Source organism: Arthrobacter sp. NQ4 (genome assembly GCF_029077345.1).
Classification (GTDB): Bacteria; Actinomycetota; Actinomycetes; order Actinomycetales; family Micrococcaceae; genus Arthrobacter.
The window spans coordinates 74,461-100,210 of sequence record NZ_JARETC010000011.1 but is presented as its reverse complement, the minus strand read 5'-3'; the positions used below and the strand labels follow the sequence as shown (position 1 = coordinate 100,210).

The window sequence follows — 25,750 nt, the reverse complement described above, 5'->3', positions numbered from 1 at the left end:
TGGGCTTGCGGTCACCAGTCCATGGTCCCCGGCTCGCCTTTGAACGGGCCCACCACCCGGCTGGTGATCCAGCCACCGTAGAAGCGGCCGGGCTGGGCCGTCACCCGTTCGCCATCCACTTCGCAGTAATCCATCCGGCCGGGGTAGACCGCCACCCGGTCAGCGAGTGCCTCGAAGCCGGAGGCCGGCTCGGGATAGGACCAGGCGGCGCTGTCCGCTTCCTTGCCGCCGCCACGCACGGTCAGGTACTTCGCGGAACCCTTGAACTCGCAGAAGCTGCTGCCCGAGGCGGGCTCCAGGGAACCGGCGGCGAATGCTGACTTGAGGATGTAGTACACCGGTGGGTGGCTGGTTTCGAGGACGCGCAGCGAATCGGTGGTATCGAGGATCAGCTCACCGCCCAGGACGATGCGGATCCGTTCAGTGCTGGGCTCGATCCGCGGCGGCCGGGGATAGTCCCAGACCGACTCCTGCCCGGGTCCGGGCGTGGCAGGGACGATTCTTGTAGTCATGCTTCCAGTGTGCGTCCGGACGCGGCGTTCCGCACCCGGGAACCCAATTCGCGGCAAGAACGTTCCGCGTCCCGCGTCTTCCCCCGCCCCTGCTGCGGGAATACAGTGATGCTTGCCGGGCGGCCAAGCCCGGCACCAGCGTTCCAACGGAGCACCGGCAGCCGTTTTTCCGCACCCCCGTGGCTCCACCCCACCACCGGTAGTTTTCCGATAGCTCCTGGCCCATCGAAGGGGATTGACCATCATGACTGACCTGAGTGCGACTGACAAACCAGCTGCCAATGAACGCAGCATCCGGGACTGGGCGGACCTTGCCGAGGAGATGTGGTCCTATCTCACCGGCAAAGGTGCCGCGATCAACTACCAGTTCATCGACATGACCGTTGAGGTTCCGCGTGACATCGGCCCCGACGCACCGCGTGCCACCTGGAAGCTCAACGGAAGCCTGCGCGTCACCACCAGTGACCGGGACGCCGCCGGAGCGGACTCGAACCGCGGTTGACGGACATGGCGGAGAACCGTCTGGACATCGATCTGGACTTTTCGTACACGGACGGGTCGGGTGCTGTCACCAACGGCCGTGCCAAGGCCGCCGGTACGGAGGTGACCTTGTCACTGGAAGGCCTCGCCCCGCTGACCGGCGGCGGCCTGCCATCGCTTGAAGAGATTAAACCGCTGGCGGAGCTGCTGGCCCGCAAGGGGATCAGCGTCACCGTTGCCGGACCTGACGGAACCATCCTCAGCCTGGGCAACGTGGACAGCCCGGCGTCACAGCGGCTGGTGACGCGCTCGCCCCATATCAAACTGGGCAAGCTCGGCTCCCTGCTGCCGCTGGTCAGGCAGGGAAGGCGGAGGCCCAGGGGTATGCCACTGCTGCCCCCAGCCACGCCCTTGCCGTTGGTCCCCACAGTCCAGCGGAACATCATCCGGCGCATCACCACCACCCACTACGCCAGGGGTGGCGGCCGGCCGCGGCTGATCTTTGTTCAGGATGCCGCCACCTGGACCGGCCAGATCCCGCGGGAGGTGGCCCTCTCCGGGGAGGTCACGACCATAGGCGGCAGCCCCGGGTCGGATGTCCAGCTGGAGGGCCTGGATGCACTCCACGCCGAAATCAGGCACGACGAGCAGGATGAGTACGTCCTGGTACCTTACGGGCCGGTCAGCGGAAGTGTTTCCAGGACAGGGCCTTCCGTACTGCGGACCGGGGCAAGGATCCAAATGGGGCAGTGGTGCCTTGCCTTCTTCCGGGAGGAATTCGCCGACCACGGCCGCCCCTATGGCGGCCGGAGCGGCGGCGAACTGGCCTACGAACGCCCCCAGCTGGACCCACGGACGGGAACCATGGAGCGTGACAGCTCCGAGGGCATCAGCTGAGGACGTGCAGGCCGCGGGCTATTCCGCGGCCTGCACGTCCTTGGCGTCCATGATCCGGTAGGCATAGCCCTGCTCGGCAAGGAACCGTTGGCGCTTGGCGGCGAAATCCTGGTCCAGGGTGTCCCGTGCCACCAGGGAGTAGAAGCGGGCGGCGCGGCCGTCCTTCTTGGGCCGCAGCAGCCGGCCCAGCCGTTGCGCTTCCTCCTGCCGTGACCCGAAGGAGCCGGACACCTGGATGGCCACCGAGGCTTCGGGCAGGTCGATCGAGAAGTTGGCCACCTTGGACACCACCAGGGTCTGCAGTTCCCCGGAACGGAATGCGTCAAAAAGCTTCTGCCGTACCTTGACCGGGGTATCGCCCTTGATCACGGGTGCCTTCAGGCGTGCGCCAAGGTCATCCAGCTGGTCGATGTACTGGCCGATCACCAGCAGCTGCTCCCCGGCGTGCCGTGCCACCAGCTGCTCCACTACCTGGGTCTTGGACTCCGAGGTAGCGCAGAGCCGGTACTTGTCCGCATCATCGGCCATGGCATAGGCAACGCGTTCATCACCTGGCAGGTCCACGCGGACCTCCACGCAATCCGCGGGCGCGATATAGCCCTGGGACTCGATGTCCTTCCATGGGGCGTCATAGCGCTTGGGCCCGATCAGGCTGAAGACCTCGCCCTCGCGCCCGTCCTCCCGGACCAGGGTGGCGGTGAGCCCAAGCCGGCGGCGGGCCTGCAGGTCGGCGGTCATCCGGAAGATCGGTGCCGGGAGGAGGTGGACTTCGTCATAAATGATCAGGCCCCAGTCGTGGCCGTCCACCAGTTCCAGATGGGGGTAGATGCCGCCGCGCCTGGTGGTGAGCACCTGGTAGGTGGCGATGGTCACCGGCCTGACCTCCTTGAGGGCGCCGGAGTATTCACCCACCTCATCCTCCGTGAGGGAGGTGCGCCTGATCAGTTCGTCCTTCCACTGCCGGGCAGCCACCGTGTTGGTGACCAGGATCAGCGTGGTGGTGGACCCAGTGGCCATGGCCGCCGCTCCCACCAGGGTCTTGCCGGCACCGCAGGGCAGGACCACCACGCCGCTGCCGCCCGCCCAGAAGTTTTCACTGGCCAGGCGCTGGTATGGCCGCAGTTCCCAGCCGTCCTCGTTGAGGGAGATAAGGTGCGGGGTGCCGTCCACGTAGCCTGCCAGGTCCTCCGCCGGCCAGCCGATCTTCAGCAGCAGCTGCTTGAGCTGGCCGCGCTGGGAGGCGTGCACCACCACCGTCTCGCCGTCGATCCTGGGCCCCAGCAGCGGCGCGATCTTCTTGGCCCGGATCACTTCCTCCAGGACGGGGTAGTCGTCCGTCCGCATGACCAGCCCGTGGCGGGGGTCTTTTTCCAGCCGCAGCCTGCCGTACCGGGACATGGTTTCCGCGACGTCAATCAACAGGGCGTGCGGCACGGGGAAGCGGGAGTACTTCAGCAGGGCGTCCAGCACCTTTTCGGCGTCCAGCCCGGCGGCCCGTGCGTTCCACAGGCCCAGCGGGGTCAGCCGGTAGCTGTGCATATGCTCGGGTGCCCGCTCCAGCTCGGCGAAAGGCGCGATGGCGTGCCGCGCTTCGGTGGCCAGCTCGTGGTCCACCTCAAGGAGGATGGTTTTGTCGCTTTGGACGATCAGGGGTCCGTCGGTCACGCGGGGAGATCCTTCACTGGCGCAGTTCCTCTGCGGCCTCGATATCGATGATGCGGTGCACGGACAGGACCCGTTCTGTGTCCTTGGCGGGATCGAAGACACGGACCCTGCCCCCGCTGACAGATAGCGGAACAACGACCTCCAGGCTGGCATTCCCCAGGCTGTCCACCACGTTCATGTGGATCCGCTGCTTCAGCCGGATGGCCCTTTGCAGGGCCTCAAGCCCCAGCTGGGTGGCTGCCTCGCTGCCGGCAACGGCGCCGGGGTGGTGTCCGACGCCGGCGCCCGCCTGCCGCAGGACGCCCAGCTGGGCTTCAACCTCCTCCGCCGGGGGCGCCATCCGCGGGGCGGTGTAGACGGGGCGGGAGCTTTCCTGCGGCGTGGAAGGCCGGCGCAGGTGGGCCGCGGGTTCGGCCCCGTCCACGGACGGGGACAGTCCCAGGCTCCGGAGTGCGGCGGCCAGTTCGCGCGGCGGCGCCGATGAGGTCACAACCGTGGGCGACAGGCCGGCCAGGCCCAGCTGGGCGGCTTTCGGACCTGCCAGCAGCTCGCGCAGGGCTGCTTCGTCGTCGCTTTGGATGAAGCTGGCGGCCTGGCCCACGCGGAGCCGGCCGTGCCGGGACGCTGTGTCTTCCACCAGGTACTCCAGCGGCTGCGGCACGGCGGTGGCTGAGTGTTCGCGAAGAAACGCCAGCAGGGCCGCGGCGTCGTAGCCGTGGTCGAGTGCCCGTTTTATGGACTCTTCGGAGAAGCGGTAGATGGTGGCCGGGCCCTGCCCCTCGGCGTCGGCCATGACCAGGAGCTTTTCGGTCAGCGACGGTGCCAGGTAGCCGGGGGCCACAGCGGTCAGGTCCGCCTGCAGCAGCACATGGTTCAGGGCCGCAGGCAGGTGCTCGCCCAGGATGGCAAGGGCGGCATCAGGCTCGTCCTCGGCGACGGCGCTGCCGAGTTGGCTCAGGGCACCCGAACCCACCAGGCCCAGCATCTCCGCTTCGGCCAGGACCCCGCGGATGAGTGAGCTGAACCGCCGGGCCATCCGAGGCTGCGACCACTCCGCACGCTGCAGGACAGCGGCGGCGTCAAGGACGGGAGCGTCGCCGTCGGACGCGGCCGCCTGCTGGGTGAGCTCGTGCAGGATCTCCAGGATCCGTTTGCGGACGACGGGGGCGTCGGGCCGCTGCGCCCCGGCGGACAGTGCGGCGATGGTGGTTCCCGACGCCGACCGGCCGGCCGCCGCGCTCGGCGCCGAATTCACCGGCTGGCCCACCATGGACGGCACGCGCTCGCTGGCCAGCCACGCGTTCACCAGCCACAGCCATTGTTCCTGCCGGGGAAGGACCAGCCATTCCAGCTGCGGCGGCTGCACCCACGATGAGGAGTCGACGTCGAGCCGGATCAGCCCGGCCAGGCCGCACAGTTCCAGCAGCAGACCTACCGCACCCTGGTCAATCCGCAGGTGCTCGGCCAGGCGGCGTATCTCGCGGACGCCCACACCTCCACTGCGCAGCGTGGCCAGCGGGTGTTCCCTGACGGCATACAGCAGTTCCGAGACCAGCCGCAGGGTTTCCGAGATGGAGCTCAGGGCCGCATTCCTGCGCAGCGCCGCCGTGGTCCGGCCCAGCTCGGGGACCGGTGGCGCCAGGGTGAAATCGTTGATGATCGCGCCACCGCGCAGGGCCAGCCCCACGCTGTGGGGCAGTTCTACGTGGGCGGCGTCCAGTGGAACCAGCAGCCCGCGGGCAAGGAGCCAGTCAACGGGCCCGACGTCGGCGCCCTCCGTGGTGACCGACGCTTTCCGCTGCGCCTGGGGGACGGCACCCATGGCCCAGTTCCGGAACCTGGCGAGCAGCGCCGTCGTCCGTTCCGGGGCGCCGGCGAGGATGTCCCGCAGTGCCTCCGGGGAGGAGGTCCAGTGCTGAAGGGCCAGGGCCGCCTCCATGGGCGTGGTGGCTTCCTGGATTGCGAACCCGCTGTGGTGCAGCTCCGAGACCAGCTGCACGGCGCGCTGGGCGAAGGCCGGCTGCAGGCGGACCAGCTCGGTATAGCTGCGGCCCAGGCCGGCCGGATAGATCCCCACCACGTCCTTGAGGGAGCCCACCGGGAGGTAGAACGGCTGGTCGGCGGCCGGGGAAGGGGTGCCGTGCGGGGGAGGGGCAGGGTGCACCAGGGCCAGCTCCTGCAGGGTGCCCAGGATTTGAGTGACGGTAGCCAGGGCGGAGCCGTGGATCAGTCTGTGCACTCCTTCAGCGGAGGCGCTGTGTCCGGTGTCGGTGTTGGTGCACAGATGGAGGGTTTCCAGGACCTGCATGTGCGGCCGGTCGAGCCGCTCCAGGGCGCGCTGGACGCTGACGCGGGAACTGGCGCGTGCCGCCAGTGCGGCAAAGTCCGGCACGGATGGGGATATGAGGTCCGGCCGCGCGGCGAACAGGGCCCGCAACGAATCGTCGCTGCGTGCCTCCAGGTCCTTGCCAAGCGCGCGAATGAGGGACATCAGTCCAACGTTACCGCTGCTGCGCCCTTCCCGCCCGCCGCCGGGCGGCAACACCGTCCAGGACCAGCAGGAGCATCAGGATGAAGGCCACCGGCAGGCCGTAAAGCGCGGTGTAGGTGATCCAGGCAGGAGCTACCGAGCCGGCGAAGGCAAGCGCCATGACAGCCGCCACGGCTATCAGGGACATCACGGCAACAACTGCTGCGAGGACCATCAACGGCCGCCGGTAACGCGAGGGAGTCATGGACGCAACGCTACCGCGCCCGCAGCGGTGCGGGTAAAAGCCGGGGCCTTGCGCCTGCGGCGGAACAGTGCTGCCCAAAGCATCAATAGGCCATGCGGCAGGATAACCTTGAAGCATACAGACCAACACGGTTTCCGTTTGCCATACCCTGAACCCGCACAACAATGCGGATGCGGTGGCAGCCGGCCGTGTCTCATGACAGCAGAACGAAGAAGGTTGATTACGTGCCTACCGGCAAGGTCAAGTGGTATGACAAGGACAAGGGCTTTGGGTTCCTCGCGGGCGAAGACGGCCAGGAGGTTTTCCTGCCCAAGTCATCGTTGCCCGAGGGCGTCACGGAGCTGAAGGCCGGCACCCGGGTGGAGTTCGGAGTAGCTGACGGGCGCAAGGGCGCCCAGGCACTGGGCCTGCGGGTGCTGGACAAGACGCCATCCATTGCCAAGGCCAAGCGTCCCAGCGCCAAGGACCTCGCCCCGCTGGTGCAGGACTTGGTGACCGTCCTCGACAACCTGTCCGGGACCCTGTCCAAGGGCAAGTACCCGGACGGCAACAAGGGCAAGGCCATTGCTGCCGCCCTGCGCAAGGTCGCCGACGAGCTGGACGTTTAGGCGCCCATGACTCCCGATTCTGAACAGCTGGGCACCCCAGTGCAGGAGCAGGCCGCCAAGACTCCGGCCAAGCGCAAGGCCGGGGTGCCCGTGTGGCGCACAGGCAAGCCGGACGCTTTCCTGGCCGCGGCGGTGGACACCGCCCGGACCGCGTTGGAGGGCATCACGCCGGCGGCCACCATTGGCCCGCACCTGGCGGCCAAGAGCGAGGGCGACCGGCTGGTCACGCACCTGTTCGAGTCGAGGCTGCCCGGCTACGCAGGGTGGCAGTGGTACGCGGTGCTGACCCGCAACTCGCGCTCCAAGGTGGTTACGGTCAATGAGCTGGGACTGCTGCCGTCCGAGAATTCGATCCTCGCCCCCGAGTGGGTGCCCTGGGCCGAACGCGTCCGCCCTGAGGACCAGCAGCAGGAGTCCGAAGCAGACGCCCCTGAAGCGAATGCCCCTGAAACGGACAGCCCTGAAGTTGACGTCCCTGCAGAGAATGGCCAGGAATCAGCGGAAGAGGCCCGGGATTCGACGGACGACGCCGGCACCCAGGCAGGAGCCTGACCGCACCTCCGTCGGGAAACCGGCCACCCCTTGGCTGGACAACGAAAAACGGCGCCGTCCGGGAAGAACCCGGGCGGCGCCGTCGTACGTTATGCGTACGTGCAGGCCGTGCCTACTTCCGCAGCTCGCCCACCACGTAGTCGATGCTGGACAGCAGGGCCGAGACATCGTCCGGCTCGATGGCCACGAAGGTGGCGATGCGCAGCTGGTTGCGGCCCAGCTTCCGGTAGGGCTCAGTGTCCACGATGCCGTTGGCGCGCAGGACCTTGGCAACAGCTGCCGCATCAACCGATTCGTCGAAGTCGATGGTGGCGATGACGTTGGAGCGTTCCTCCGGGTTGGCCACGAACGGGGTGGCAAAATCGGAGGCCTCGGCCCAGCTGTAGATGCGCCCTGCGGAGTCAGCGGTGCGCGCGGCGGCAAAGTCCAGGCCGCCGTTGGAGTTCAGCCACTGGACCTGGGCGTCCAGGGTGACCAGCGTGGACAGCGAAGGCGTGTTGTACGTCTGGTTCAGGCGGGAGTTGTCGATGGCGGTCTGGAGGTCCAGGAAATCCGGGATCCACCGGCCGCTGGCCTTGATCCGCGCGGCACGCTCGATGGCGGCGGGAGAGAACAGGCCAAGCCAGAGGCCGCCGTCGGAGGCGAAGTTCTTTTGCGGGGCGAAGTAGTAGACGTCGCTCTGGGCAACGTCCACGTCCAGGCCGCCGGCCGCCGAGGTGGCGTCCACCAGCACCAGCGATCCCTCGTCGGCCCCGGAGACGCGCGTGACCGGGGCCGCCACGCCGGTGGAGGTCTCATTCTGCGGCCAGGCATAGACGTCCACGCCGGCCTCGGCCTGCGCCGCCGGACGGGTGCCGGGCTCGGATTTGATGATCGAGGAGGACTCCAGGAAGGGCGCCTTGTTGGTGGCTGCGGCGAACTTTGACCCGAATTCACCGAAGGAGAGGTGCTGGGCCTTCTTCTCCACCAGGCCAAAGCTTGCGATGTCCCAGAACGCCGTGGAGCCGCCAACGCCGAGGACCACCTCATACCCCTCCGGGGCACGGAAGAACTGGCTCAGCCCGTCGCGGACGGATCCGACCAGGTTCTTGACCGGCGCCTGCCGGTGCGAGGTGCCGAGGATGGTCTTGGACGCTGCTGCCAGGGCATCAATCTGTTCCTGGCGGACCTTTGACGGGCCGGCGCCGAACCGCCCGTCCTTGGGCAGGAGGTCGGCGGGGATCGTGATGCTGGTGTCGCTCACAGGTGCTCCAATTCGGCGGGGACGAAAACTTTGGTCCGGACGGGCGGGTAAGGGGTGGCCGGCAGCGCGCGGTGGCTGCGTGGCAGGCCTGTTCCATTCTGCCTGAAGGGCAGTGGGTGCGGGAGCCGGTGCGGGCAAAGTCCAGACAATGAGACGGTCCCGTCCAGGGGTGGCTGCGCAGGGGGCAGCTATTCGGACAAAGTCAAAATAGGCTAAGCTAGCCCCCGGACTACCTCACGGGAACAGAGCGGTACGGTGGGACAACGCAAGGTACTGCGCTCGAGGAGCTGAGCTGGATGACGGATCTGATCGACACTACGGAGATGTACCTCAGGACCATCTTGGAGCTTGAGGAAGAAAACATCGTTGCCCTTCGGGCCCGTATCGCCGAGCGTCTGCGCCACTCCGGCCCCACGGTGTCCCAGACCATCGGCAGGATGGAACGCGACGGACTCGTCGTCGTCTCCGGCGACAGGCACCTGGAACTCACGGACACGGGCCGCAAGCGGGCCACCGAGGTCATGCGCAAGCACCGGCTGGCCGAACGCCTGCTGGCTGACGTCATCGGTTTGGACTGGGCCTACGTGCACGACGAAGCCTGCCGCTGGGAACACGTCATGAGCGAGCGCGTTGAGCGGCGCATCTACGAGATGCTGGACCACCCCACCGAATCGCCCTACGGCAACCCGATCCCCGGCCTCGCCGCCCTGGGCGGACAGCCGGCCACCGGCTCCGCCGACGCGGTCATCAGCCTGGTGGAGGCCATGAAGGGCTACGGCCCCGCCTCTGCCGTGACCATCAGCCGGCTGGCCGAACCCATCCAGGTGGAGCCCGAACTGCTGGCGCAGCTGGACGAAGGCGGGATCCGGCCCGGCGCCGCCGTTGCGCTGGAACGCGTGGGAGATTACATCTCCGTGCGGGTGTCCGGAATCGAAGGGGCACTGGAGCTGCCGCCCGAGGTTGCCGCGCATGTTTTTGTCGCCGTCACCCAGCCCTGAGCCGCGCCTCATACCCCGGCGAAGCGCTTCCACGCAAAGATAACGGAATTGTTACCTAGGGTCTTAAGGCCCTATAGTGGAACCAATCGTTGATACTTAAGCGTTACCCGATCCGGAGCCGAGCTCTGCCAGCGGATCGGGTGCATGAGTCGTTACTGGCAGAGGCGGGGGAACCACAATTGGCAGCGGGGGACTGCCTTGGGGTGAAGTCCGTCAGCAGCAAGCCTCTCCAGTGAAGGATTCTTCCGGGAATACCCCTGTGCAGAAGCTTGCCCATGACGGGCCGGGTCTTTGATCTCTCTGACCCGAATCCGACAGCTAACTCCGCAGGCTTTTCCAGAGAGGAACCCTTCTTGACCATGCAGACCTCCCGGGGCCGCCGCCGCGCGGCAGGCCCCCCTTCGGCACCCCGGGTTGTCGAAGATGTCGCAGCGGAGCGCCCCCGCGATCTGCATCGTGACGCGCGCCGCCGCCGGGGTCCGTTCCGGCAGGTGACGGAGTTTGCCGCCGCCAGCGGCATTGGCCAGAAAGCCGGAATCGCCCTGGCCGCCACCGGCCTGGTGCTGACGGTCACGGTGCCCGCCACCAGCCCCGTCATGGCCACCGATGCCGCCGGCAACGCGCCACTGGCAGCCTCCGCCGTCAGTCCGCAGCCCCAGATTTCCGCTGATATTGGCGCCCAGATCGACTTCAGCCGTTCGGCAGTGGTGACCCAGGCCGACCCCGACGGGAAGCTGAAGCAGCTCCTGAGCGCCCAGTCCGCCGGCTCCGTCACCCGGGCAGCCTCGGCCGGCACCCTGGCCGCACCGCTGGCATCCCTCACCACCGCGTCGCCCTTTGGCTACCGGGTGAGCCCCATCACCGGCGGCTCCGGAGACTTCCACCGCGGCCAGGACTTCGTGGCGCAGTGCGGAACGTCCGTCCTGGCGGCCGCGACCGGCACCGTGACCTTCGCAGGCTGGCACCAGTACGGCGGTGGGAACCGGGTGGTCATCGACCACGGCAACGGGCTGGAGACCACCTACAACCACCTGTCGTCGTTCAACGTCAAGGTGGGACAGACCGTCTCCCGCGGCGAGGTCGTGGCGCTCAGCGGCACCACGGGCGCATCCACCGGCTGCCACCTGCACTTTGAGGTCCAGGTCAACGGCGAAGTGGTCGATCCCATGGGCTGGCTGTAACCGAATGAGTGTGCACTCTCAGATCGCAGCGACCTGCCGTGACCTGAATGTGACATTGAAACAAAACTGCTGTACCGTCTAACTCGCGTCAACTTTTCCGAAGTTGACGCTCTTGAGTGGATTGCCTAACTCTGCCACCGCTCAAGGTCCGTTCGCATTTCATCGTCTGGCAGGGGCGGGGGAACCAATTTTGGCCTTCATTTCCTGAAGGCCTTGGGGTTAAGTCATGAGCTTCCCAGGAAGCAGAGTGGCCGGGTGACTCCCATCCGAATCCGACAGCTCACCTCGCAGGCATTGGGAGAGGCTACCTTCGTGTCTTCACGCCATCATTCTGCGCGCCACCGTGCGCAAACGGTTCGCACCAACCCCCTGGACGCCGTGTCCAAGGCCGTCAGTGCAAATGCCGGGACCGTAGGCCGCCAGGCTGCCGTTGTGGCAGCCGCATCGGGCCTTATCCTGAGCATGGGCCTGCCCGCCACCGCAGCTGACACCACCGCCGGTGTCTCCGCATCCACCGAGTCCGGTTCGGCCCAGATGGCCCTCGCCGTCACCGCCGCCCCCACGGCTACGGTTTCCTTCGAGCGTCCCGCCGTCAAGACCACCGCAGCTCCGAAGGTGGAAGCGGTGCGTCCCCAGTCCACCGCCCCGGCCGTGCGCGACGCCGCTGCCACCGCAGGCCAGGACGCGGCCCCTGCCGCCAAGGCTGCCGAGACTGTCTCCGCCGCAACCTCCGGTATTGCAGCAATCGCCTACACCGGCATCGGCCACTCCTACGTCTGGGGCGGCACCAGCCCCGTTACCGGCTGGGACTGCTCCGGGTTCGTCCAGTGGGTCTACGCCCAGGCCGGCATCAGCATCCCCCGCACCAACGCGTGGAACATCATGACCCCCACCTCCACCCCGCAGCCGGGCGACCTTGTGGTCCAGAACGGCGGCGCGCACGTGGGCATCTACGTCGGCAACGGCATGATGGTCAGCGCACTCAACCCTTCCCAGGGCACGCTGCTCCACTCGCCTGCAGCCACCGGTACCTCGTCGTACTACCACCTCAACAAGTAGTTCTTGGGCTTCACGCTCCAAGGGCTATTTCTTTGCCCAAAGCTTTTTCGCTAGAAACCACATCCCCGTTCGGGATGCGCCGGCGTACCCCCAAGATGCCGGCGCATCCAGCTTCCCTTTGCCTGCTTACACGCGGTTCGAAGGAAAAACGAAAGAGAGAACTGATGACGACTCGTGCTACCGCACGGCACCGCGCCGAGGTCACCAAAACCAACTCGATCTCTGTCATTGCCAAAGCTGTCAGCGACAACGCCGGTGGCATGGGCCGCCAGGCTGCTGTCATCGCTGCTGCTTCCGGCCTGGTCCTGACCAGCGGCATTGCGGCCAACGCTGCCGACACCAACGTCAAGCGCGATTCCGCTCCCGCATCCCAGATGGAAGTTGAATCCGTCGTCGACGCCCCGATCTCCGCGGCTTCCACCATTGCCATCAGCTACGAGAAGCCTGCCGTTACCACCACGCCGGCTCCCGTCGCCGAGCCTGAGCCCGAGGTTCAGGTACAGGAAGCTGCACCTGCCGCCCAGCCGGCTGCTCCCAAGGTCACCGCCAAGGTTGCCACGGCTGCCGCTCCGGCCGCCCCTGCAGCCCAGGCTTCGGCCAGCGGCAAGGGTGCTGCCATCCTGTCCGCAGCCTACGCGCAGCTCGGTGTCATGCAGGACTGCACCATGCTGGTGACCAACTCCCTGGCCGCCGTGGGCATCCACTTCCACGACTGGCCGGCCGGTTACCTGTCCCTGGGCCGCACCGTGAGTGCAGCCGAAGCGCAGCCGGGCGACCTTATCTACTACGCCAACGGCGGCTCGGGCATGGCCCACATCGCTGTGTACGCCGGCAACGGCATGGCCGTCCACGGTGGCTACAACGGAAACCAGACCGTGGTCTTCAGCGCGAACGTGGGTTCCGGCCCCGTCTTCATCCGCGTCAACTAAGCATTCCAGTGGCGGCCTGATCCAGCGCAGGCCGCGAATTGGGCAAGGGACCCCCGCCACCAGGCGGGGGTCCCTTGCGCTTTAGCGGGCTTCTCAAGTGGAGCCCTTGCCTTTCCCGTCTTCGGACCCGATTAGGCTCCGGGGCGGCGATTACCTGATTCTGCATTTCTTTGTTTACTCTTGTGATGTCGATCCATAGCCCGGACATGCCGGGGGCAGCCGGCCCTCGTGCCCCTGACGGGTGCGGCCGTGAAGAGGTAAGTGCATGCGCACTCTCGTTCTGAATGCTGGATATGAACCGCTGGCGGTTATCACTTTCCGCCGGGCGCTGGTGCTTGTGCTCACGGGCAAGGCAAGCGTGGTGGCCGAAGGGGATGACCCGGTGGTAGGGCCCACCGACGTCCTGGGCCGCCCTTCCGTGATCCTCCTCAACCGCTACATCCGGCCCCGGTACAACCACTCGACGGCAGTCAGCCGCAGGGGTGTGCTCCGGCGCGACGGACATAAATGTGCCTACTGCGGCAAGGCGGCGCACACAATCGACCACGTTCACCCGAAGTCCCGGGGCGGTGCCGATTCATGGGAGAACCTTGTGGCCGCCTGCCTGCGGTGCAACAACGTCAAGGGCGACCACACTCCCGCGGAAATGGGCTGGACCCTTCGGTTCGTGCCCGAGCCGCCGCACGGAACGATCTGGCAGATCAAGGAACTGGAGAAGCCGACGCCGGCGTGGGATCCGTTCCTGCTCCCGGAGCGCGCCGCCTGACGCCCTCGCGCTGCCCGGCAGCCCAGCTGATCGCTAGGCTGGGGGAGTGCAAAAGAGCATGTTGGTTTTCGACGCCCTGATCCTCGCCGGGGGACGGTCATCCCGGCTGGGCGGGGTACCCAAGCAGTCCCTGGTCTACCGGGGCCAGACCCTCCTCGAGCGTGCCGTGGCCGCGGCAGCCGGCGCCCGCCACACCGTGGTGGTCGGTGATGCGGGATCCCTGCCGGGGGAGTCCGGGGCCGCGGGTCTGCCGGCCCCGTCCACCCGGCCGTCCACCCTGCTGATGTGCCGCGAGGAGCCGCGGTTCGCCGGGCCTGCTGCCGCAATAGCCGCAGGCCTGGCCGCGCTGGCCAAGGGAGGCGAAGGGGCGCCCTACTGCCTGGTGCTGGCGTGCGACATGCCGCTGGCCTCCCAGGCGGTGGCTGTGCTGAAGGATGCCCTGGCGCGCACCGATGTGGCGGACGGTGGGGGCGGCGTGATGGCTTGTTCCGGGGATGGCAGGGCCCAGCCCCTGGCAGGTTTTTACAGCATGGCTGGGTTAACAAAAGCCTGCGCGGACCTGGCAGCCCGCAACGCCCTGGTCAACGGATCTGTGCGGGCGCTCCTTGCTAGTCTGGACGTGCAGCTTGTCACGGTCCCCGCCGGGTCCACATCCGATGTGGATACCTGGGACGATGCTGCCGCGCTGGGGATTTCCGCCGGGAACCAGCGCGCGGGCCAGGACCGGTTCATGGGCGGAGCTAACGTGGGAGGCAAGTCGTGAAAAGCCAGGACGAGACGCTGGAAGAGTGGTGCAGGGCGCTTCTCCAGGCCTACAAGCTTGAAGATGTCCAGGTGGATGTCAACGCCGTGCTGGCGCTGGCCGGCGTCGCTGCCCATGCGGTTGTCAGGCCGGCCGCGCCGCTGACCACCTTCATCGCAGGCTTCGCCGCGGGACTGGCGGCTGCTCCCGGCAGGGAAATGGACGCGGCATCGATGGACGCGGCGCTGGCCGTTGCCCGTTCCCTGGCCGAAGACTACGACGCTGAAGCCGCCGGGACTCCCGGCGAATGACAGCAGAACCCCACAGCGATCCGGAGGCGCCACCGGGCAGTGATGCAGAGGCGCACAAAACTGAACAGCCGCATGATGCCCACCATCATGCGGCCCACACCTGGCAAGAAGCCCGGCAAGCTGCGTTCGATGCAGCAACCCCCATACCCCCCGGGCCGGTGGCGCTCCGGATAGCCCTGGGCCGACGGCTTGACCGGGACATCGTGGCCCTTCAGGACATGCCCCACTACGCGTCCTCAGCCATGGACGGCTGGGCGGTCAACGGCAGCGGCCCGTGGATCCCCGTGGAGCCCGGAACGCGGCTGGCACCGCACCAGGCCAGTCCCATCGCCACGGGAGGCCTCATCCCGCCCGGTGCCAAGGCAGTTCTTCGCACCGAAAATGCTGTCCTCGGCACGGACGATGAGGGGCTCCCCATCCTGATGACCGGCGGCAAGGCGCGCCCCGGTGAGCCCCGCGCCGGAGAGCACATCCGCAAGGCCGGGGAGGAAGCATTGGAAGGGGACACCCTGGTCAAGGCAGGGGTGGAGCTCAACCCGGCACACCTGGCGCTGGCCGCCCTGGCCGGTTACGACGAAGTCCAGGTCCAGGGGAAGCCGGTGGTCCGCCTGGTGCTTACGGGGTCAGAGGTGGTGGAACAGGGCACGCCGGCCCCGGGCCAGGTGCGCGACACGTTCGGCCCCCAGTTGCCCGACGTCGTTGCCATGCTGGGCGGCATCACCGGCGGACAGCAGCGGATCGGCGATTCCTACGACGAATGGCTGGCGGCGCTTGAGGACGTGCTGCCGGAGGTGCCCGGCGCGCCGGACCTGCCCGCCGACGTCGTTATCACCACCGGGGGTACCGGGCGCTCCGGAACGGACCACCTGCGGCGGGCTGTGGCGGAGCTCGGCGGACGGCTCATCATCGACGGCGTGGCAATGCGTCCGGGACACCCCGCGGTTCTCGCCGAACTTCCGGACGGCCGCTTCGTCCTGGGGCTTCCTGGCAACCCGCTGGCGGCCATGATGGCCCTCTCCACCGTGGGTGCTCCGCTGCTGGCCGCGTTGGGGCACCGCCCCATGCCGCCCGTGGAGGAAGTGCCCTGCGGGACGATGGTTGAGCCGGACCCCGGACGCACCAGGCTGATGCCGTTCCGGCTGCTGTACGGCATGGCGTCTCCGGCGCAGCATACGGGACCGGGCATGATGCGCGGGCTGGCCGCTGCCGATGGGGTCCTGGTGGTGCCGCCGCACGGAGTGCAGTTGGGCGAACTGGTGCCGGCCTTCGCGCTGCCCTGGGGGCCGCCCATTCCGCGCCGCGGTGACTGGGAGGCCAAAGCCAAACCGCGGAGCACTGCCCGGACCGGCCAGCCCAAGGCCAAGCCGGCACCCAGTGGACCCGTGGACTGGAGCGCCCTCCTGGGCTAAGCCGGTCCTGGGTTGGTCCCGTGGGCCGGGGCAGGCTCTGTTGGTGCCATGATGGAGTAATGAACAGGCAGGGTGGAACATGGGACGAGTAACCCAGCGCCGCAAGGTGCACAAATATCTCCTGGATGGTTCTCCGGGTGCCCTGGAGTACCCGGTCCGCCACCGCGAGGATGTCCTCGCCGTGGAAGAACCGCTGGAAATCCGGCTGGGCGGGCTGTCCTATTCGGTCACCATGCGCACGCCCGGCGACGATTTTGACCTGGTGGCCGGATTCCTGGTGTCCGAAGGTGTTATCTGGACCCCTGAACAGCTGGTGTCGCTGCGGTTCTGCGCCGGCGAGGACGAAAACGGCGTCCAGACATTCAACGTGGTGGAGGCCCAGTTGCGGCCGGACGTTCCACTCCCCGACACCGGCCGCAGGGTCTATACGTCCAGCTCCTGCGGCATTTGCGGAACGGACTCCATCGAAGCCGTGCAGAAGTCCTCGCACCACAGCCCGCAGGCGGACCCGCTGACGGTGGACGCCAAGGTCCTGGCCTCCCTGCCGGACCTGCTGCGGGAGTCCCAGCGCGTCTTCGATGACACGGGCGGCGTTCACGCGGCGGGCCTGTTCAGGATCGACGACGACGGCGCGCCACGGCTCCTGTGCCTGCGCGAAGACGTGGGGCGGCACAATGCGGTGGACAAAGTGGTGGGCTGGGCGCTGCGCGAAGGGCTCCTGCCGTTGACCGGGACGGTCCTCCAAGTGTCCGGCCGGGCATCCTTCGAGCTGGTGCAGAAAGCCTCGCTCGCCGGAATTCCCGTCCTGGCCGCCGTCAGTGCCCCGTCCAGCCTCGCCGTGGAACTGGCAGAAGCGAACGGTTTGACCGTGGCGGGATTCAGCCGCGGCACCAGTTTCAACATCTATGCCGGGGACTCCCGGATCCTGAGGCCCGAACCCGCCGTCCCAAGGACGTAGCGGCGCCAACGCCCGGGCCGGCCCGCTGCCTGGGCGCAGGGGGTTGGTTGCAGTGCTGTCAGCGGGTAGATTTGTCCATCGAATGGACTCGATGATCCAGTCTCCAGCTTAAAGAGGACCTATATTGCATGACGACCGCAGGATCACGGAAGTCCGCCTGGCCAGGTTTGTGCGGGAGCGCATTGTCCCTGCCGTTTACAGCAGGACAGTCCCGCTTGCCCTGAGCAGTTGGGAAGTGCCCGGTGAGCCGGTCCCCGCGCTCGAGGCGATGAGGCAGGAGTTCCAGCCGCAGGAGCACGGTGCCCCCTGGGGTAGGCCGTGGGGTACTACCTGGCTGCGGCTGCAGGGGGAAGTGCCCGAATCCTGGGGCGGCGGCCCGGACACCACGGTGGAGGTGGTGGTGGACCTGGGGTTCACCACCGAGGCCCCGGGGTTCCAGTGCGAGGGCATCGCCTGGCGCTCCGATGGCAGCATTATCAAGGCAATATCACCCCGCAACCAGTACATCCCGCTCAAGCTGCTGGGCAGCGGCATGGCCGTGGACTTCTACGTTGAGGCGGCCGCAAACCCGGACATGGCCCAGGGCTGGACGTTTGCCGCCACCCCGTTGGGGGACAGGGCGACCGCTGGGGAAGCCCCGCAGTACCGGCTGGGAAACATCGCCATCGCCGAACTGAACCAGACCGTGTGGGAACTCCAGCAGGACATCTGGACCCTTGCCGGCCTCATGGAGCAGCTTCCGCTGGAGCTCCCGCGCCGCCACGAGATCCTCCGGGCGCTCGAACACATGATGGACGTGATGGACCCTGACGATGTTGCCGGGACCGCGGCGGCAGGGCGGCGGGCGCTTACCGACGTCCTGACCAGGCCCGCCTATGCCTCCGCGCACCAACTGGTTGCCACCGGGCATGCGCACATCGACTCCGCCTGGCTCTGGCCGGTCCGGGAAACCATCCGCAAATGCGCCCGGACGTTCTCCAACGTGGTGGCCCTTATGGACGAGGACCCCGGCTTTGTCTTCTCCTGCTCCTCCGCGCAGCAGCTGGCCTGGATCAAGGAGCTGTACCCGGACCTGTTCGGCCGGATCAGGGAAAAAGTCCGCGCCGGGCAGTTCGTCCCGGTCGGCGGCATGTGGGTCGAATCGGACACCAACATGCCCGGCGGCGAAGCCATGGCCCGGCAGTTCGTGGAGGGCAAGGGTTTCTTCCTGGACGAATTCGGCATTGAATGCAGGGAGGCGTGGCTCCCGGACTCGTTCGGCTACAGCGCGGCCCTGCCCCAGATCGTGAAGGCTGCGGGCAGCCGCTGGTTCCTCACGCAGAAGATCTCCTGGAACCAGACCAACAGGATGCCCCACCACACGTTCAACTGGGAGGGGATCGACGGCACCCGGCTCTTCACCCACTTCCCCCCGGTGGACACCTACAACTCCGACCTCAGCGGCAGGGACCTGGCACACGCCGAGCGCAACTACCGGGACCACGGCCGCGGCACCGTGTCGCTGGTGCCGTTCGGGTATGGCGACGGCGGCGGCGGCCCCACCCGCGAAATGCTTGCCGCCGCTGCACGCACGGCGGACCTGGAAGGATCGCCAAAGGTCAGGATCGGCTCCGCGGAAAGTTTCTTCCGGCAGGCCGAGGAAGACTATCCAGCCTTGCCGGTCTGGGTGGGCGAGATGTACCTGGAGCTGCACCGCGGCACCTACACGAGCCAGGCGCGCACCAAGAAGGGCAACCGGCGCAGCGAGCACCTTCTGCGTGAAGCCGAATTGTGGTGTGCCACGGCTGCCGTCCGCGCCCCCGGTGCCTACGAGTATCCCGGCGCCGAGCTCAAGCGCCTGTGGCAGCTGGTCCTGCTGCAGCAGTTCCATGACATTCTTCCCGGCAGCTCCATTGCCTGGGTGCACCAGGATGCCGAGCGGAACTACCAGTCCATCGAGGCCGCCCTCGAGTCGCTGATCGGCCGTGCTGCCGCCGCCATGCTGGGCCCGGGCGACCGCCGGTTCCTGCTGAACGCCGCACCGCATGCCCGGGATGGAGTTCCCGCGCTGGCGGCGGCTGAAGCGGCGGTGGACCGGGAGCCGGTGCAGGCCACACCGCATGAAGGTGGCTACATCCTGGACAACGGGATCATCCGCGCCGTGGTGGATGCCGACGGACTGCTCTCCTCCCTGTGCGACCACGCCAGCGGCCGTGAGGCAATCGCTCCGGGCCAGCACGGCAATCTGCTGGAGCTTCACCGGGATACCCCCAATGAGTGGGATGCCTGGGATATCGACGAGTTCTACCGGCGCAACGTTACGCAGCTGGTCCACGCAGAATCGGTCCGGCTTGCCACCGAAGGCGGCAGCGCCGTCGTTGTGGTGGAACGGGTGGCCGGCGCCTCCCCGCTGACCCAGCGCATCACGCTTGCCCCCGGCAGCCCGTCACTGGAGATCACCACGTCAGTGGACTGGCAGGAGCGCGAAAAGCTGCTGAAGCTCGGCTTTGCCCTCGACGTCCGGGCTGACAGGTCGGCTGCCGAAACGCAGTTCGGCCACGTTTTCCGGCCCACCCACACCAACACCTCGTGGGAGGCCGCGAAGTTCGAAATCTGCGCCCACCGCTGGATCCACGTGGGTGAACCCGGCTACGGCGTGGCCGTGTCCAACTCCTCCACCTATGGCCATGACGTGGGTAGGAACATCAGGGAATCCGACGGCGGAACCACCACCACGGTGCGCCTGTCCCTGCTGCGGGCGCCCAAGTTCCCCGACCCGGACGCAGACCGGGGGCGGCACGAGTTGACCGTGACCATCCGCCCGGGTGCTGACATTGCCGATGCCGTCGAGGAAGGGTACCGGACAAACCTGGCGCCCCGGCTGGTCAGCGGAGGCGCCGGCGTGGAGCCGCTGTTCTCCGTCAGCAATCCTGCCCTGGTCATCGAAGCGGTGAAACTGGCGCAGGACGGATCCGGGGACGTGGTGGTCCGGCTGTATGAGTCGCTGGGGCAGCGCTCCCAAGGAAACATTACGGCGAACTTCCCGGTGCGGGACGTTGTGCCTACGGACCTCCTGGAGCGCACCACCGAAGCTGCTGGAGTCCAGCCCACCGGCGCGGGTGCCGTACTCAGGCTCCGGCCGTTCCAGCTGGTGACACTGAGGTTTGCCCGGGCGTAGATGCGCGGCGTGCAGGCCGCGGGCTGCCGAAAAGGGCCTTAAACAGGCTGAGTGGGGGCGGTCCCCAACGATCCGCCACCACTCATCCCCCCAATGTGTGCAAAGGCCTCCGGGACTCCCGCGTTTTGGAATTTATCCCCGTTCGAAAACGCTTGGCAGCCCCGCCTTCACACATTCATGATTGTGTCACACACTAATGATTTTGTGAAAGCCCGCGAAGGTTACGTTTCGGTAGATGTCCTGCGGCTGCGGACCGTACGCGCGTTGACCACCTTGGCCGCCCAGATCAGCGCCAGTCCAACGACGAAGCACAGCACCGCGGTGTAGTTGATGATGAACTCAATTTGGCCGAGGGCCGGCGGGATCAGGGGGAACGACAAGCTCAGCCCCGTCGCCACGGCGCCAAGGCCCAGCAGGGCGGCGGCAGCCCGGACTAAACCGGGCAGGCGACTCGACACGGCGCGGACCATGGCTGGAAGCAGGGCCAACGCAACATAGGCGGGGTACGCCCTGCCCGCAGCCCCGTAATATTCGAGCAGCGCGGAGTTCCAGGGATCGGTGCCCACCACGCCCGTAAGACCTGCGGAGGAACCACTGGTGTCCATCAGGAAGAACAGTGTCACAGCGACCGCGGATATGACTGCGAGGACTGTCATTCCTGTCCGCCCGGTGATGAACCGGTAGGCGTCCTTTGCATCAAACCCCTTGGAGATGCGGATGCCCATGAAGAAGATGGCACCGAAGATCACGAAACGGAGCAGCAGATTGGCCAGGTTGAAACCCCCCAGCGCCTGGTCGATCACCAGGTACGGGCCCTGGATGCTCAACAGGATGGCCAGGGTCATCATGGCAAAGATGCCGAAGAGGGAGCGGTTCTCACCGCGGAGGGTGCTGGGAATGCGTGCCGCCGCAACGAATGCGCAGACGGCCAGCGTGGTCCATTGAAGGGTCTCGATCATCCCAGGTTCTCCCAAATCTTCTCTGTCTGCGCCTGGTCCTGCTCCTGCCGGCGCAATACTTTGCCCAGTGCCTGGAGTCTGTCTCCTGCAAGCGCGGTTAGTTCTCCGTCAGAAAGGCTGTCCAACGCCGCCTGCCGGGCTCCCGGGGGCCAGCCGGCCTCCTCCTCCGTGATGAGGCCGGTGGCCACCAACCCGCCGGCTGGTCCCACCCCTGCAGCCAACGCCGTGGCCATGGCAAGCTCGGGGGACAAGCGGTTGGCGGTCAGCTGGGCGGAATAATTCTGTGGGGCCACGCCGGTGGCGGCCGAAACACGGTGCCGCACCTCGCCGTCGTCAATGGCGTCAACCCAGTTCTTCACGGAGGTGGCGTGCGGGGCAGCGCTGAGGGCGGGAGCGGCCGCCCCCCGCGCGGCGTCCATGGCCGGACGGGCCAGGAGGGCCCGGAGGAGGTCTGCGCTGGAGATCTGGCTCACCAGCTCGTTCCTGGTGGGCGGGCGGGGCGGACCGGCGAGGGCGCTGTAGGCATCGAACCCGGCCAGCGCTGCCACCGGGTTGATTTTGTAGGCGCGGCTGATGCTGACCACCGTACTCACCGAGACCTTGCCACGGACCAGTTGCTGGGCCAACGTGGTCCGTTTGATCCCCGAGACCCGGCAGACGTCGGCAGTGCTGGCATCGGGTGCGATGCCCTGCAGCCAGCGCTGGAACGCCTTGGCGGAAAGGGTCATGGGGTGCTCTCTGCAGAACGGGTGGTGACGACGATTTTACCGTGCCCGCCTGCCCTGCCGGCTCGTGCCCGCCATGCCGCGGATTTTGCCCCAGGGCCACTTTCCTCTATAGTTGTTGGTCGAGCCCGCTGGTCCGTACACCCCCCAAGTCCGGACCAGCGGGTTCTTCTATGTCCTGCAGCCCCAGCGGCGCCGCGGCCGCAATTGTGCCGCCTCTGCCGGCCGTCGACGGCTGTCCGGGCAGCGGCGAAAGGACGAATCGATGACTGCAACCCTTGTTGCCAAGGACGTCTCCGGTGGCCATGGGCACCGCACGCTTTTTTCCGGGCTCTCGCTGACAGTGGCGCCCGGGGACGTGGTGGGCGTCGTGGGTGCCAACGGGGCGGGGAAATCCACGCTGCTGCGACTCCTTGCCGGCGTCGACCAGCCCCATGAGGGCTCCGTCAGCCTTGCCCCGGCCGATGCCTTCGTCGGCTGGCTGCCCCAGGAACACGAACGTGTTCCAGGTGAAACGGTGGCAGCCTACATCGCCCGCCGGACCGGCTGCGCAGAAGCCACCCTTGAGATGGAATCCAGCGCGGAGGGCCTTGGTTCGGGTGCTCCCGGCGCAGATGATGCCTACGCGCGGGCCTTTGACCGCTGGATGGCCTCCGGCGCCGCCGACCTGGATGACCGCATCCCTGCCGTGCTTGCGGAGCTGGGCCTGGACGCGGGCCCGGACGCGCTGATGACCGGCCTTTCCGGCGGCCAGGCGGCACGGGTGGCACTGGCTGCCCTGCTGCTGAGCCGCTTCGATGTGGTGCTGCTGGACGAGCCCACCAACGACCTCGACCTCGCCGGCCTGGCCACCCTCGAAAGCTTCGTGACAGGGTTGCGCGGCGGGGTGGTGCTGGTCAGCCATGACCGTGAATTCCTCGCCCGCTGCGTGACCAGGGTGGTGGAGCTGGACCTGGCACAGAACAGCGTGGCCGTGTACGACGGCGGCTACGACGCCTTCCTCGAGGAACGCGCAGTGGCCCGCCGGCACGCCCGCGAGAAGTACGACGAGTTCGCCGCCACCAAGGCAGACCTGGTGTCCCGGGCACGGACCCAGCGTGAGTGGAGTTCGCAGGGCGTCCGGAACGCCATGAAGAAGAACCCGGACAACGACAAGATCCGGCGCGCCGCCAGCACCGAGTCCTCCGAGAAGCAGGCCCAGAAGGTCCGGCAGATGGAATCCCGCATCGCCCGGCTGGACGTGGTGGAGGAGCCCCGGAAGGAATGGCAGCTGCAGTTCAGCATCGGCCAGGCACCGCGCTCCAGCGCCGTCGTCGCCACGTTGCGCAACGCCGTGGCACGCCAGGGCAGCTTCACGCTGGGACCGGTGAACCTCCAGCTCAACGGTGGTGAGCGGATCGGGATCACGGGCCCCAACGGTGCCGGAAAGTCCACCCTGCTGCGCCTGCTGCTGGGAACCCAGGCACCGGACGACGGCGACGCCTCCATGGGTGCCACCGTCGCCGTCGGCGAAATCGACCAGGCCCGGGGACTGCTGGACGGTGCCCAGCCACTGGGCGACGCCGTCGAAGCCGTGCTGGCCGACTGGAACAGCGCGGACGTCCGTACCCTCCTGGCCAAGTTCGGCCTCAAGGCGGACCACACGTCGCGGACCGTGGATTCCCTGTCGCCGGGGGAGCGGACACGGGCAGCCCTGGCCCTGCTCCAGGCGCGCGGCGTGAACCTGCTGGTGCTTGACGAACCCACCAACCACCTCGACCTGCCGGCCATCGAGCAGCTGGAAGAGGCCCTTGAAAGCTACGACGGAGCGCTGCTGCTGGTCACCCACGACCGCCGGCTGCTCGAAAACGTCCGACTCGACTACCGGTGGCACCTGGAAAACGGCACGGTCCAGGAGCTCCACCACACTGCAAGCCAGGAGAAATAACCATGAGCATGGACCGCGTGGCGTGGAGCTCGCTCTACAACATCAGCACCGCCAAGAGCGGCTCCAAGCCGTTCTCCAAGGAAACCCTGAAGCGGGTGCTGGCCTTCGCCGCTCCCCACAAGGGCAAGCTCGTCGCCTTCGTACTCTCCTCCATCGCAGCGGCCTTCCTTGCCGTCGCCACCCCGGTGCTTGCCGGCCAGGTGGTTGACGCCATCATCGCCAAGACAGATGCCGGTACCGTGATCTGGCTGGCCGTGCTGATCGCCATCGTGGCGGTGGGCGAAGCGGGGGTGGGGCTGTTGACCCGCTGGCTGTCCTCGACCATCGGCGAAGGCGTCATCGTGGACCTGCGCACCCGGGTGTTCGACCACGTGCAGCGCATGCCCATTGCCTTCTTCACCCGCACCCGGACGGGAGCCTTGGTCAGCCGCCTCAACAACGACGTCATCGGAGCGCAGTCGGCCTTTGCCGGCACGCTTTCCGGTGTGGTGAGCAACTCCGTGGCGCTGGCCCTGACCCTGATCGTGATGCTCAACAAGTCCTGGCTGGTCACCGTGCTCGCCATGGTCCTGCTGCCGATCTTCCTGATCCCGGCCCGGCGCATGGGCTCCAAACTGGCGGACCTGCGCCGCGAAGCCGCTGCGCACAACGCCGCCATGGGCACCCAGATGACGGAGCGGTTCTCCGCGCCCGGCGCCACACTGGTGAAACTCTTCGGCCGCCCGGATGAGGAATCCCGCGAATTCGCTGCCCGCGCGGGCCGCGTCCGTGACATCGGCGTCCGCATGGCCATGCTGCAGTTCACGTTCGTCACGGCCCTGACCCTGGTCTCCGCGCTCGCACTCGCGCTGGTCTACGGACTGGGCGGCTGGCTCGCCCTGGGCGGCCAGCTCGCGCCCGGCGATGTGGTGGTCCTGGCGCTGCTCCTGACTCGGCTCTACGCTCCGCTCACGGCACTGTCCAACGCCCGCGTTGAAGTCATGAGCGCGCTGGTCAGCTTTGAACGGGTCTTTGAGATCCTGGACCTGAAACCGCTGATCCAGCAGAAACCGGACGCCGTGCCCGTTCCTGCCGGGCCCGTGTCCGTGGAGTTCGACAACGTCCGCTTCGCCTATCCCTCCGCGGACAAGGTCTCCCTGGCCTCGTTGGAGGAGGTCTCCACCCTGGACACGCGGGGCGGCGAGGAAGTGCTGCACGGCGTCAGCTTCCGGGTGGAACCAGGCCAGACAGTGGCCCTGGTGGGCTCCTCCGGCGCCGGCAAGTCCACCATCGCCCAGTTGCTGTCGCGGCTGTACGACGTCGACTCGGGGGCCGTGCGTCTTGGCGGCACCGCGCCGGGGACGGGGCTGGACGTCCGGGACACCACCTTCGATTCGCTGCGGGACACCCTGGGCATGGTCACCCAGGACGGCCACCTGTTCCACGAAACCATCGCCTCCAACCTTCGGCTGGCCCGGCCCGACGCCACGGACGAAGACATGTGGGACGTCCTGCGCCAGGCCCGGCTGGAGACCATGATCAGGTCCCTGCCGGACGGCCTGGAGACAGTGGTGGGGGAGCGCGGCTACCGGCTTTCGGGCGGCGAACGCCAACGGCTCACCATCGCCCGGCTCCTCATTGCCCAGCCTCGGGTGGTCATCCTCGATGAGGCCACTGCCGCGCTCGACTCCACGAACGAAGCCGCTGTGCAGGCAGCCCTGGGCGCCGCACTCGAGGGGCGGACCGCCGTCGTGATTGCGCACCGGCTCTCCACCGTCCGCGCGGCGGACGCCATCCTGGTGGTGGAGGGCGGCCAGATCGTGGAACGCGGAACCCACACCGAACTGCTGGCAGCCGGCGGCCGCTACGCCGAGCTCTACCAGACGCAGTTCGCCGAGGCCACGGCAGTGGCACAGGAATCCGTCCCCGAGTTCTAAGGGCTGGACGCCCGGCCGCTG

At 67.4% G+C, this 25,750-nt stretch carries 23 protein-coding genes and 2 riboswitches; of the genes, 16 read left to right on the top strand and 7 right to left on the bottom strand.

Features of this window, described 5'->3' with window-relative positions:
• Window positions 1-11 precede the first annotated feature (11 nt).
• Complete coding sequence (locus PUN51_RS16840) at window positions 12-512, bottom strand: DUF427 domain-containing protein (RefSeq protein WP_159632859.1); 501 nt, start codon at window positions 510-512, stop codon at window positions 12-14.
• Window positions 513-756: 244 nt separating this feature from the next.
• On the opposite strand from PUN51_RS16840, the gene PUN51_RS16835 reads away from it, so the two are divergent.
• Together PUN51_RS16835 and PUN51_RS16830 are read left to right on the top strand one after the other, a co-directional pair.
• Window positions 757-1,014 carry a hypothetical protein gene (locus tag PUN51_RS16835; protein ID WP_159632858.1) on the top strand — a complete coding sequence of 86 codons (258 nt, stop codon included), beginning with the start codon at window positions 757-759 and terminating at the stop codon, window positions 1,012-1,014.
• Window positions 1,015-1,019: 5 nt separating this feature from the next.
• Window positions 1,020-1,889: an FHA domain-containing protein gene (locus PUN51_RS16830; protein WP_275181866.1), complete on the top strand. Its 870-nt coding sequence runs from the start codon at window positions 1,020-1,022 to the stop codon at window positions 1,887-1,889.
• 18 nt (window positions 1,890-1,907) lie between these two features.
• Here PUN51_RS16830 and PUN51_RS16825 read toward each other — a convergent pair whose 3' ends face one another.
• From PUN51_RS16825 to PUN51_RS16815, 3 genes are read right to left on the bottom strand one after another with little or no spacing between them, the layout of a single operon-like run.
• Complete coding sequence (locus PUN51_RS16825; protein WP_224025055.1) at window positions 1,908-3,554, bottom strand: DNA repair helicase XPB; 1,647 nt, start codon at window positions 3,552-3,554, stop codon at window positions 1,908-1,910.
• Window positions 3,555-3,567: 13 nt separating this feature from the next.
• Window positions 3,568-6,045: a helicase-associated domain-containing protein gene (locus PUN51_RS16820; protein ID WP_275181865.1), complete on the bottom strand. Its 2,478-nt coding sequence runs from the start codon at window positions 6,043-6,045 to the stop codon at window positions 3,568-3,570.
• A 10-nt stretch (window positions 6,046-6,055) separates the two neighbouring features.
• Window positions 6,056-6,289 carry a hypothetical protein gene (locus tag PUN51_RS16815; RefSeq protein WP_275181864.1) on the bottom strand — a complete coding sequence of 78 codons (234 nt, stop codon included), beginning with the start codon at window positions 6,287-6,289 and terminating at the stop codon, window positions 6,056-6,058.
• Between the two features lie 224 nt (window positions 6,290-6,513).
• Here PUN51_RS16815 and PUN51_RS16810 point away from each other — a divergent pair, with 224 nt between their 5' ends.
• Complete coding sequence (locus tag PUN51_RS16810; RefSeq protein WP_018762148.1) at window positions 6,514-6,897, top strand: cold-shock protein; 384 nt, start codon at window positions 6,514-6,516, stop codon at window positions 6,895-6,897.
• 6 nt (window positions 6,898-6,903) lie between these two features.
• On the top strand, window positions 6,904-7,449 hold the full coding sequence (locus PUN51_RS16805; protein ID WP_275181863.1) for a DUF3027 domain-containing protein: 546 nt from the start codon (window positions 6,904-6,906) through the stop codon (window positions 7,447-7,449).
• Between the two features lie 112 nt (window positions 7,450-7,561).
• Here PUN51_RS16805 and serC read toward each other — a convergent pair whose 3' ends face one another.
• Window positions 7,562-8,692, bottom strand: a complete 1,131-nt coding sequence (gene serC / locus PUN51_RS16800) for a phosphoserine transaminase (RefSeq protein WP_275181862.1) — start codon at window positions 8,690-8,692, stop codon at window positions 7,562-7,564.
• Between the two features lie 296 nt (window positions 8,693-8,988).
• On the opposite strand from serC, the gene PUN51_RS16795 reads away from it, so the two are divergent.
• From PUN51_RS16795 to PUN51_RS16750, 10 genes are all read left to right on the top strand, one after another.
• On the top strand, window positions 8,989-9,690 hold the full coding sequence (locus tag PUN51_RS16795) for a metal-dependent transcriptional regulator (RefSeq protein WP_159632851.1): 702 nt from the start codon (window positions 8,989-8,991) through the stop codon (window positions 9,688-9,690).
• 137 nt (window positions 9,691-9,827) lie between these two features.
• Window positions 9,828-10,039: riboswitch (cyclic di-AMP (ydaO/yuaA leader) on the top strand.
• 10 nt (window positions 10,040-10,049) lie between these two features.
• The gene (locus tag PUN51_RS16790; protein WP_224027277.1) at window positions 10,050-10,871 is read left to right on the top strand and encodes a M23 family metallopeptidase; all 822 of its coding nucleotides are present in this window, start codon (window positions 10,050-10,052) and stop codon (window positions 10,869-10,871) included.
• A gap of 128 nt (window positions 10,872-10,999) precedes the next feature.
• A riboswitch (cyclic di-AMP (ydaO/yuaA leader) is annotated at window positions 11,000-11,179 on the top strand.
• A gap of 70 nt (window positions 11,180-11,249) precedes the next feature.
• Window positions 11,250-11,930: a C40 family peptidase gene (locus tag PUN51_RS16785; RefSeq protein WP_275181897.1), complete on the top strand. Its 681-nt coding sequence runs from the start codon at window positions 11,250-11,252 to the stop codon at window positions 11,928-11,930.
• A gap of 164 nt (window positions 11,931-12,094) precedes the next feature.
• Entirely contained in the window at window positions 12,095-12,859 is a 765-nt protein-coding gene (locus PUN51_RS16780) for an NlpC/P60 family protein (RefSeq protein WP_224025063.1), read from the top strand.
• Between the two features lie 265 nt (window positions 12,860-13,124).
• Window positions 13,125-13,625 (top strand): HNH endonuclease, encoded by a 501-nt coding sequence (locus tag PUN51_RS16775; RefSeq protein ID WP_056331149.1) that lies wholly within the window; start codon window positions 13,125-13,127, stop codon window positions 13,623-13,625.
• A 46-nt stretch (window positions 13,626-13,671) separates the two neighbouring features.
• Entirely contained in the window at window positions 13,672-14,388 is a 717-nt protein-coding gene (gene mobA, locus PUN51_RS16770) for a molybdenum cofactor guanylyltransferase (RefSeq protein WP_308209024.1), read from the top strand.
• A complete protein-coding gene (locus tag PUN51_RS16765; RefSeq protein WP_275181861.1) occupies window positions 14,385-14,678 on the top strand; it encodes a DUF6457 domain-containing protein in 294 nt (97 codons plus the stop codon). The genes mobA and PUN51_RS16765 overlap by 4 nt, the downstream gene beginning before the upstream one ends.
• Window positions 14,675-16,087, top strand: coding sequence for a molybdopterin molybdotransferase MoeA (locus tag PUN51_RS16760; RefSeq protein ID WP_275181860.1), 1,413 nt, complete (start codon window positions 14,675-14,677; stop codon window positions 16,085-16,087). The genes PUN51_RS16765 and PUN51_RS16760 overlap by 4 nt, the downstream gene beginning before the upstream one ends.
• Before the next feature lie 79 nt (window positions 16,088-16,166).
• A complete protein-coding gene (fdhD, locus tag PUN51_RS16755) occupies window positions 16,167-17,045 on the top strand; it encodes a formate dehydrogenase accessory sulfurtransferase FdhD (RefSeq protein ID WP_159632848.1) in 879 nt (292 codons plus the stop codon).
• A gap of 124 nt (window positions 17,046-17,169) precedes the next feature.
• Window positions 17,170-20,202, top strand: coding sequence for an alpha-mannosidase (locus tag PUN51_RS16750; RefSeq protein ID WP_275181859.1), 3,033 nt, complete (start codon window positions 17,170-17,172; stop codon window positions 20,200-20,202).
• A gap of 221 nt (window positions 20,203-20,423) precedes the next feature.
• Here PUN51_RS16750 and PUN51_RS16745 read toward each other — a convergent pair whose 3' ends face one another.
• A complete protein-coding gene (locus PUN51_RS16745; protein ID WP_275181858.1) occupies window positions 20,424-21,161 on the bottom strand; it encodes a hypothetical protein in 738 nt (245 codons plus the stop codon).
• Entirely contained in the window at window positions 21,158-21,889 is a 732-nt protein-coding gene (locus PUN51_RS16740) for a hypothetical protein (RefSeq protein WP_159632845.1), read from the bottom strand. The genes PUN51_RS16745 and PUN51_RS16740 overlap by 4 nt, the downstream gene beginning before the upstream one ends.
• A gap of 262 nt (window positions 21,890-22,151) precedes the next feature.
• Here PUN51_RS16740 and PUN51_RS16735 point away from each other — a divergent pair, with 262 nt between their 5' ends.
• Complete coding sequence (locus PUN51_RS16735; RefSeq protein WP_275181857.1) at window positions 22,152-23,813, top strand: ABC-F family ATP-binding cassette domain-containing protein; 1,662 nt, start codon at window positions 22,152-22,154, stop codon at window positions 23,811-23,813.
• Between the two features lie 2 nt (window positions 23,814-23,815).
• On the top strand, window positions 23,816-25,729 hold the full coding sequence (locus PUN51_RS16730) for an ABC transporter ATP-binding protein (RefSeq protein WP_275181856.1): 1,914 nt from the start codon (window positions 23,816-23,818) through the stop codon (window positions 25,727-25,729).
• Window positions 25,730-25,750 lie beyond the last annotated feature (21 nt).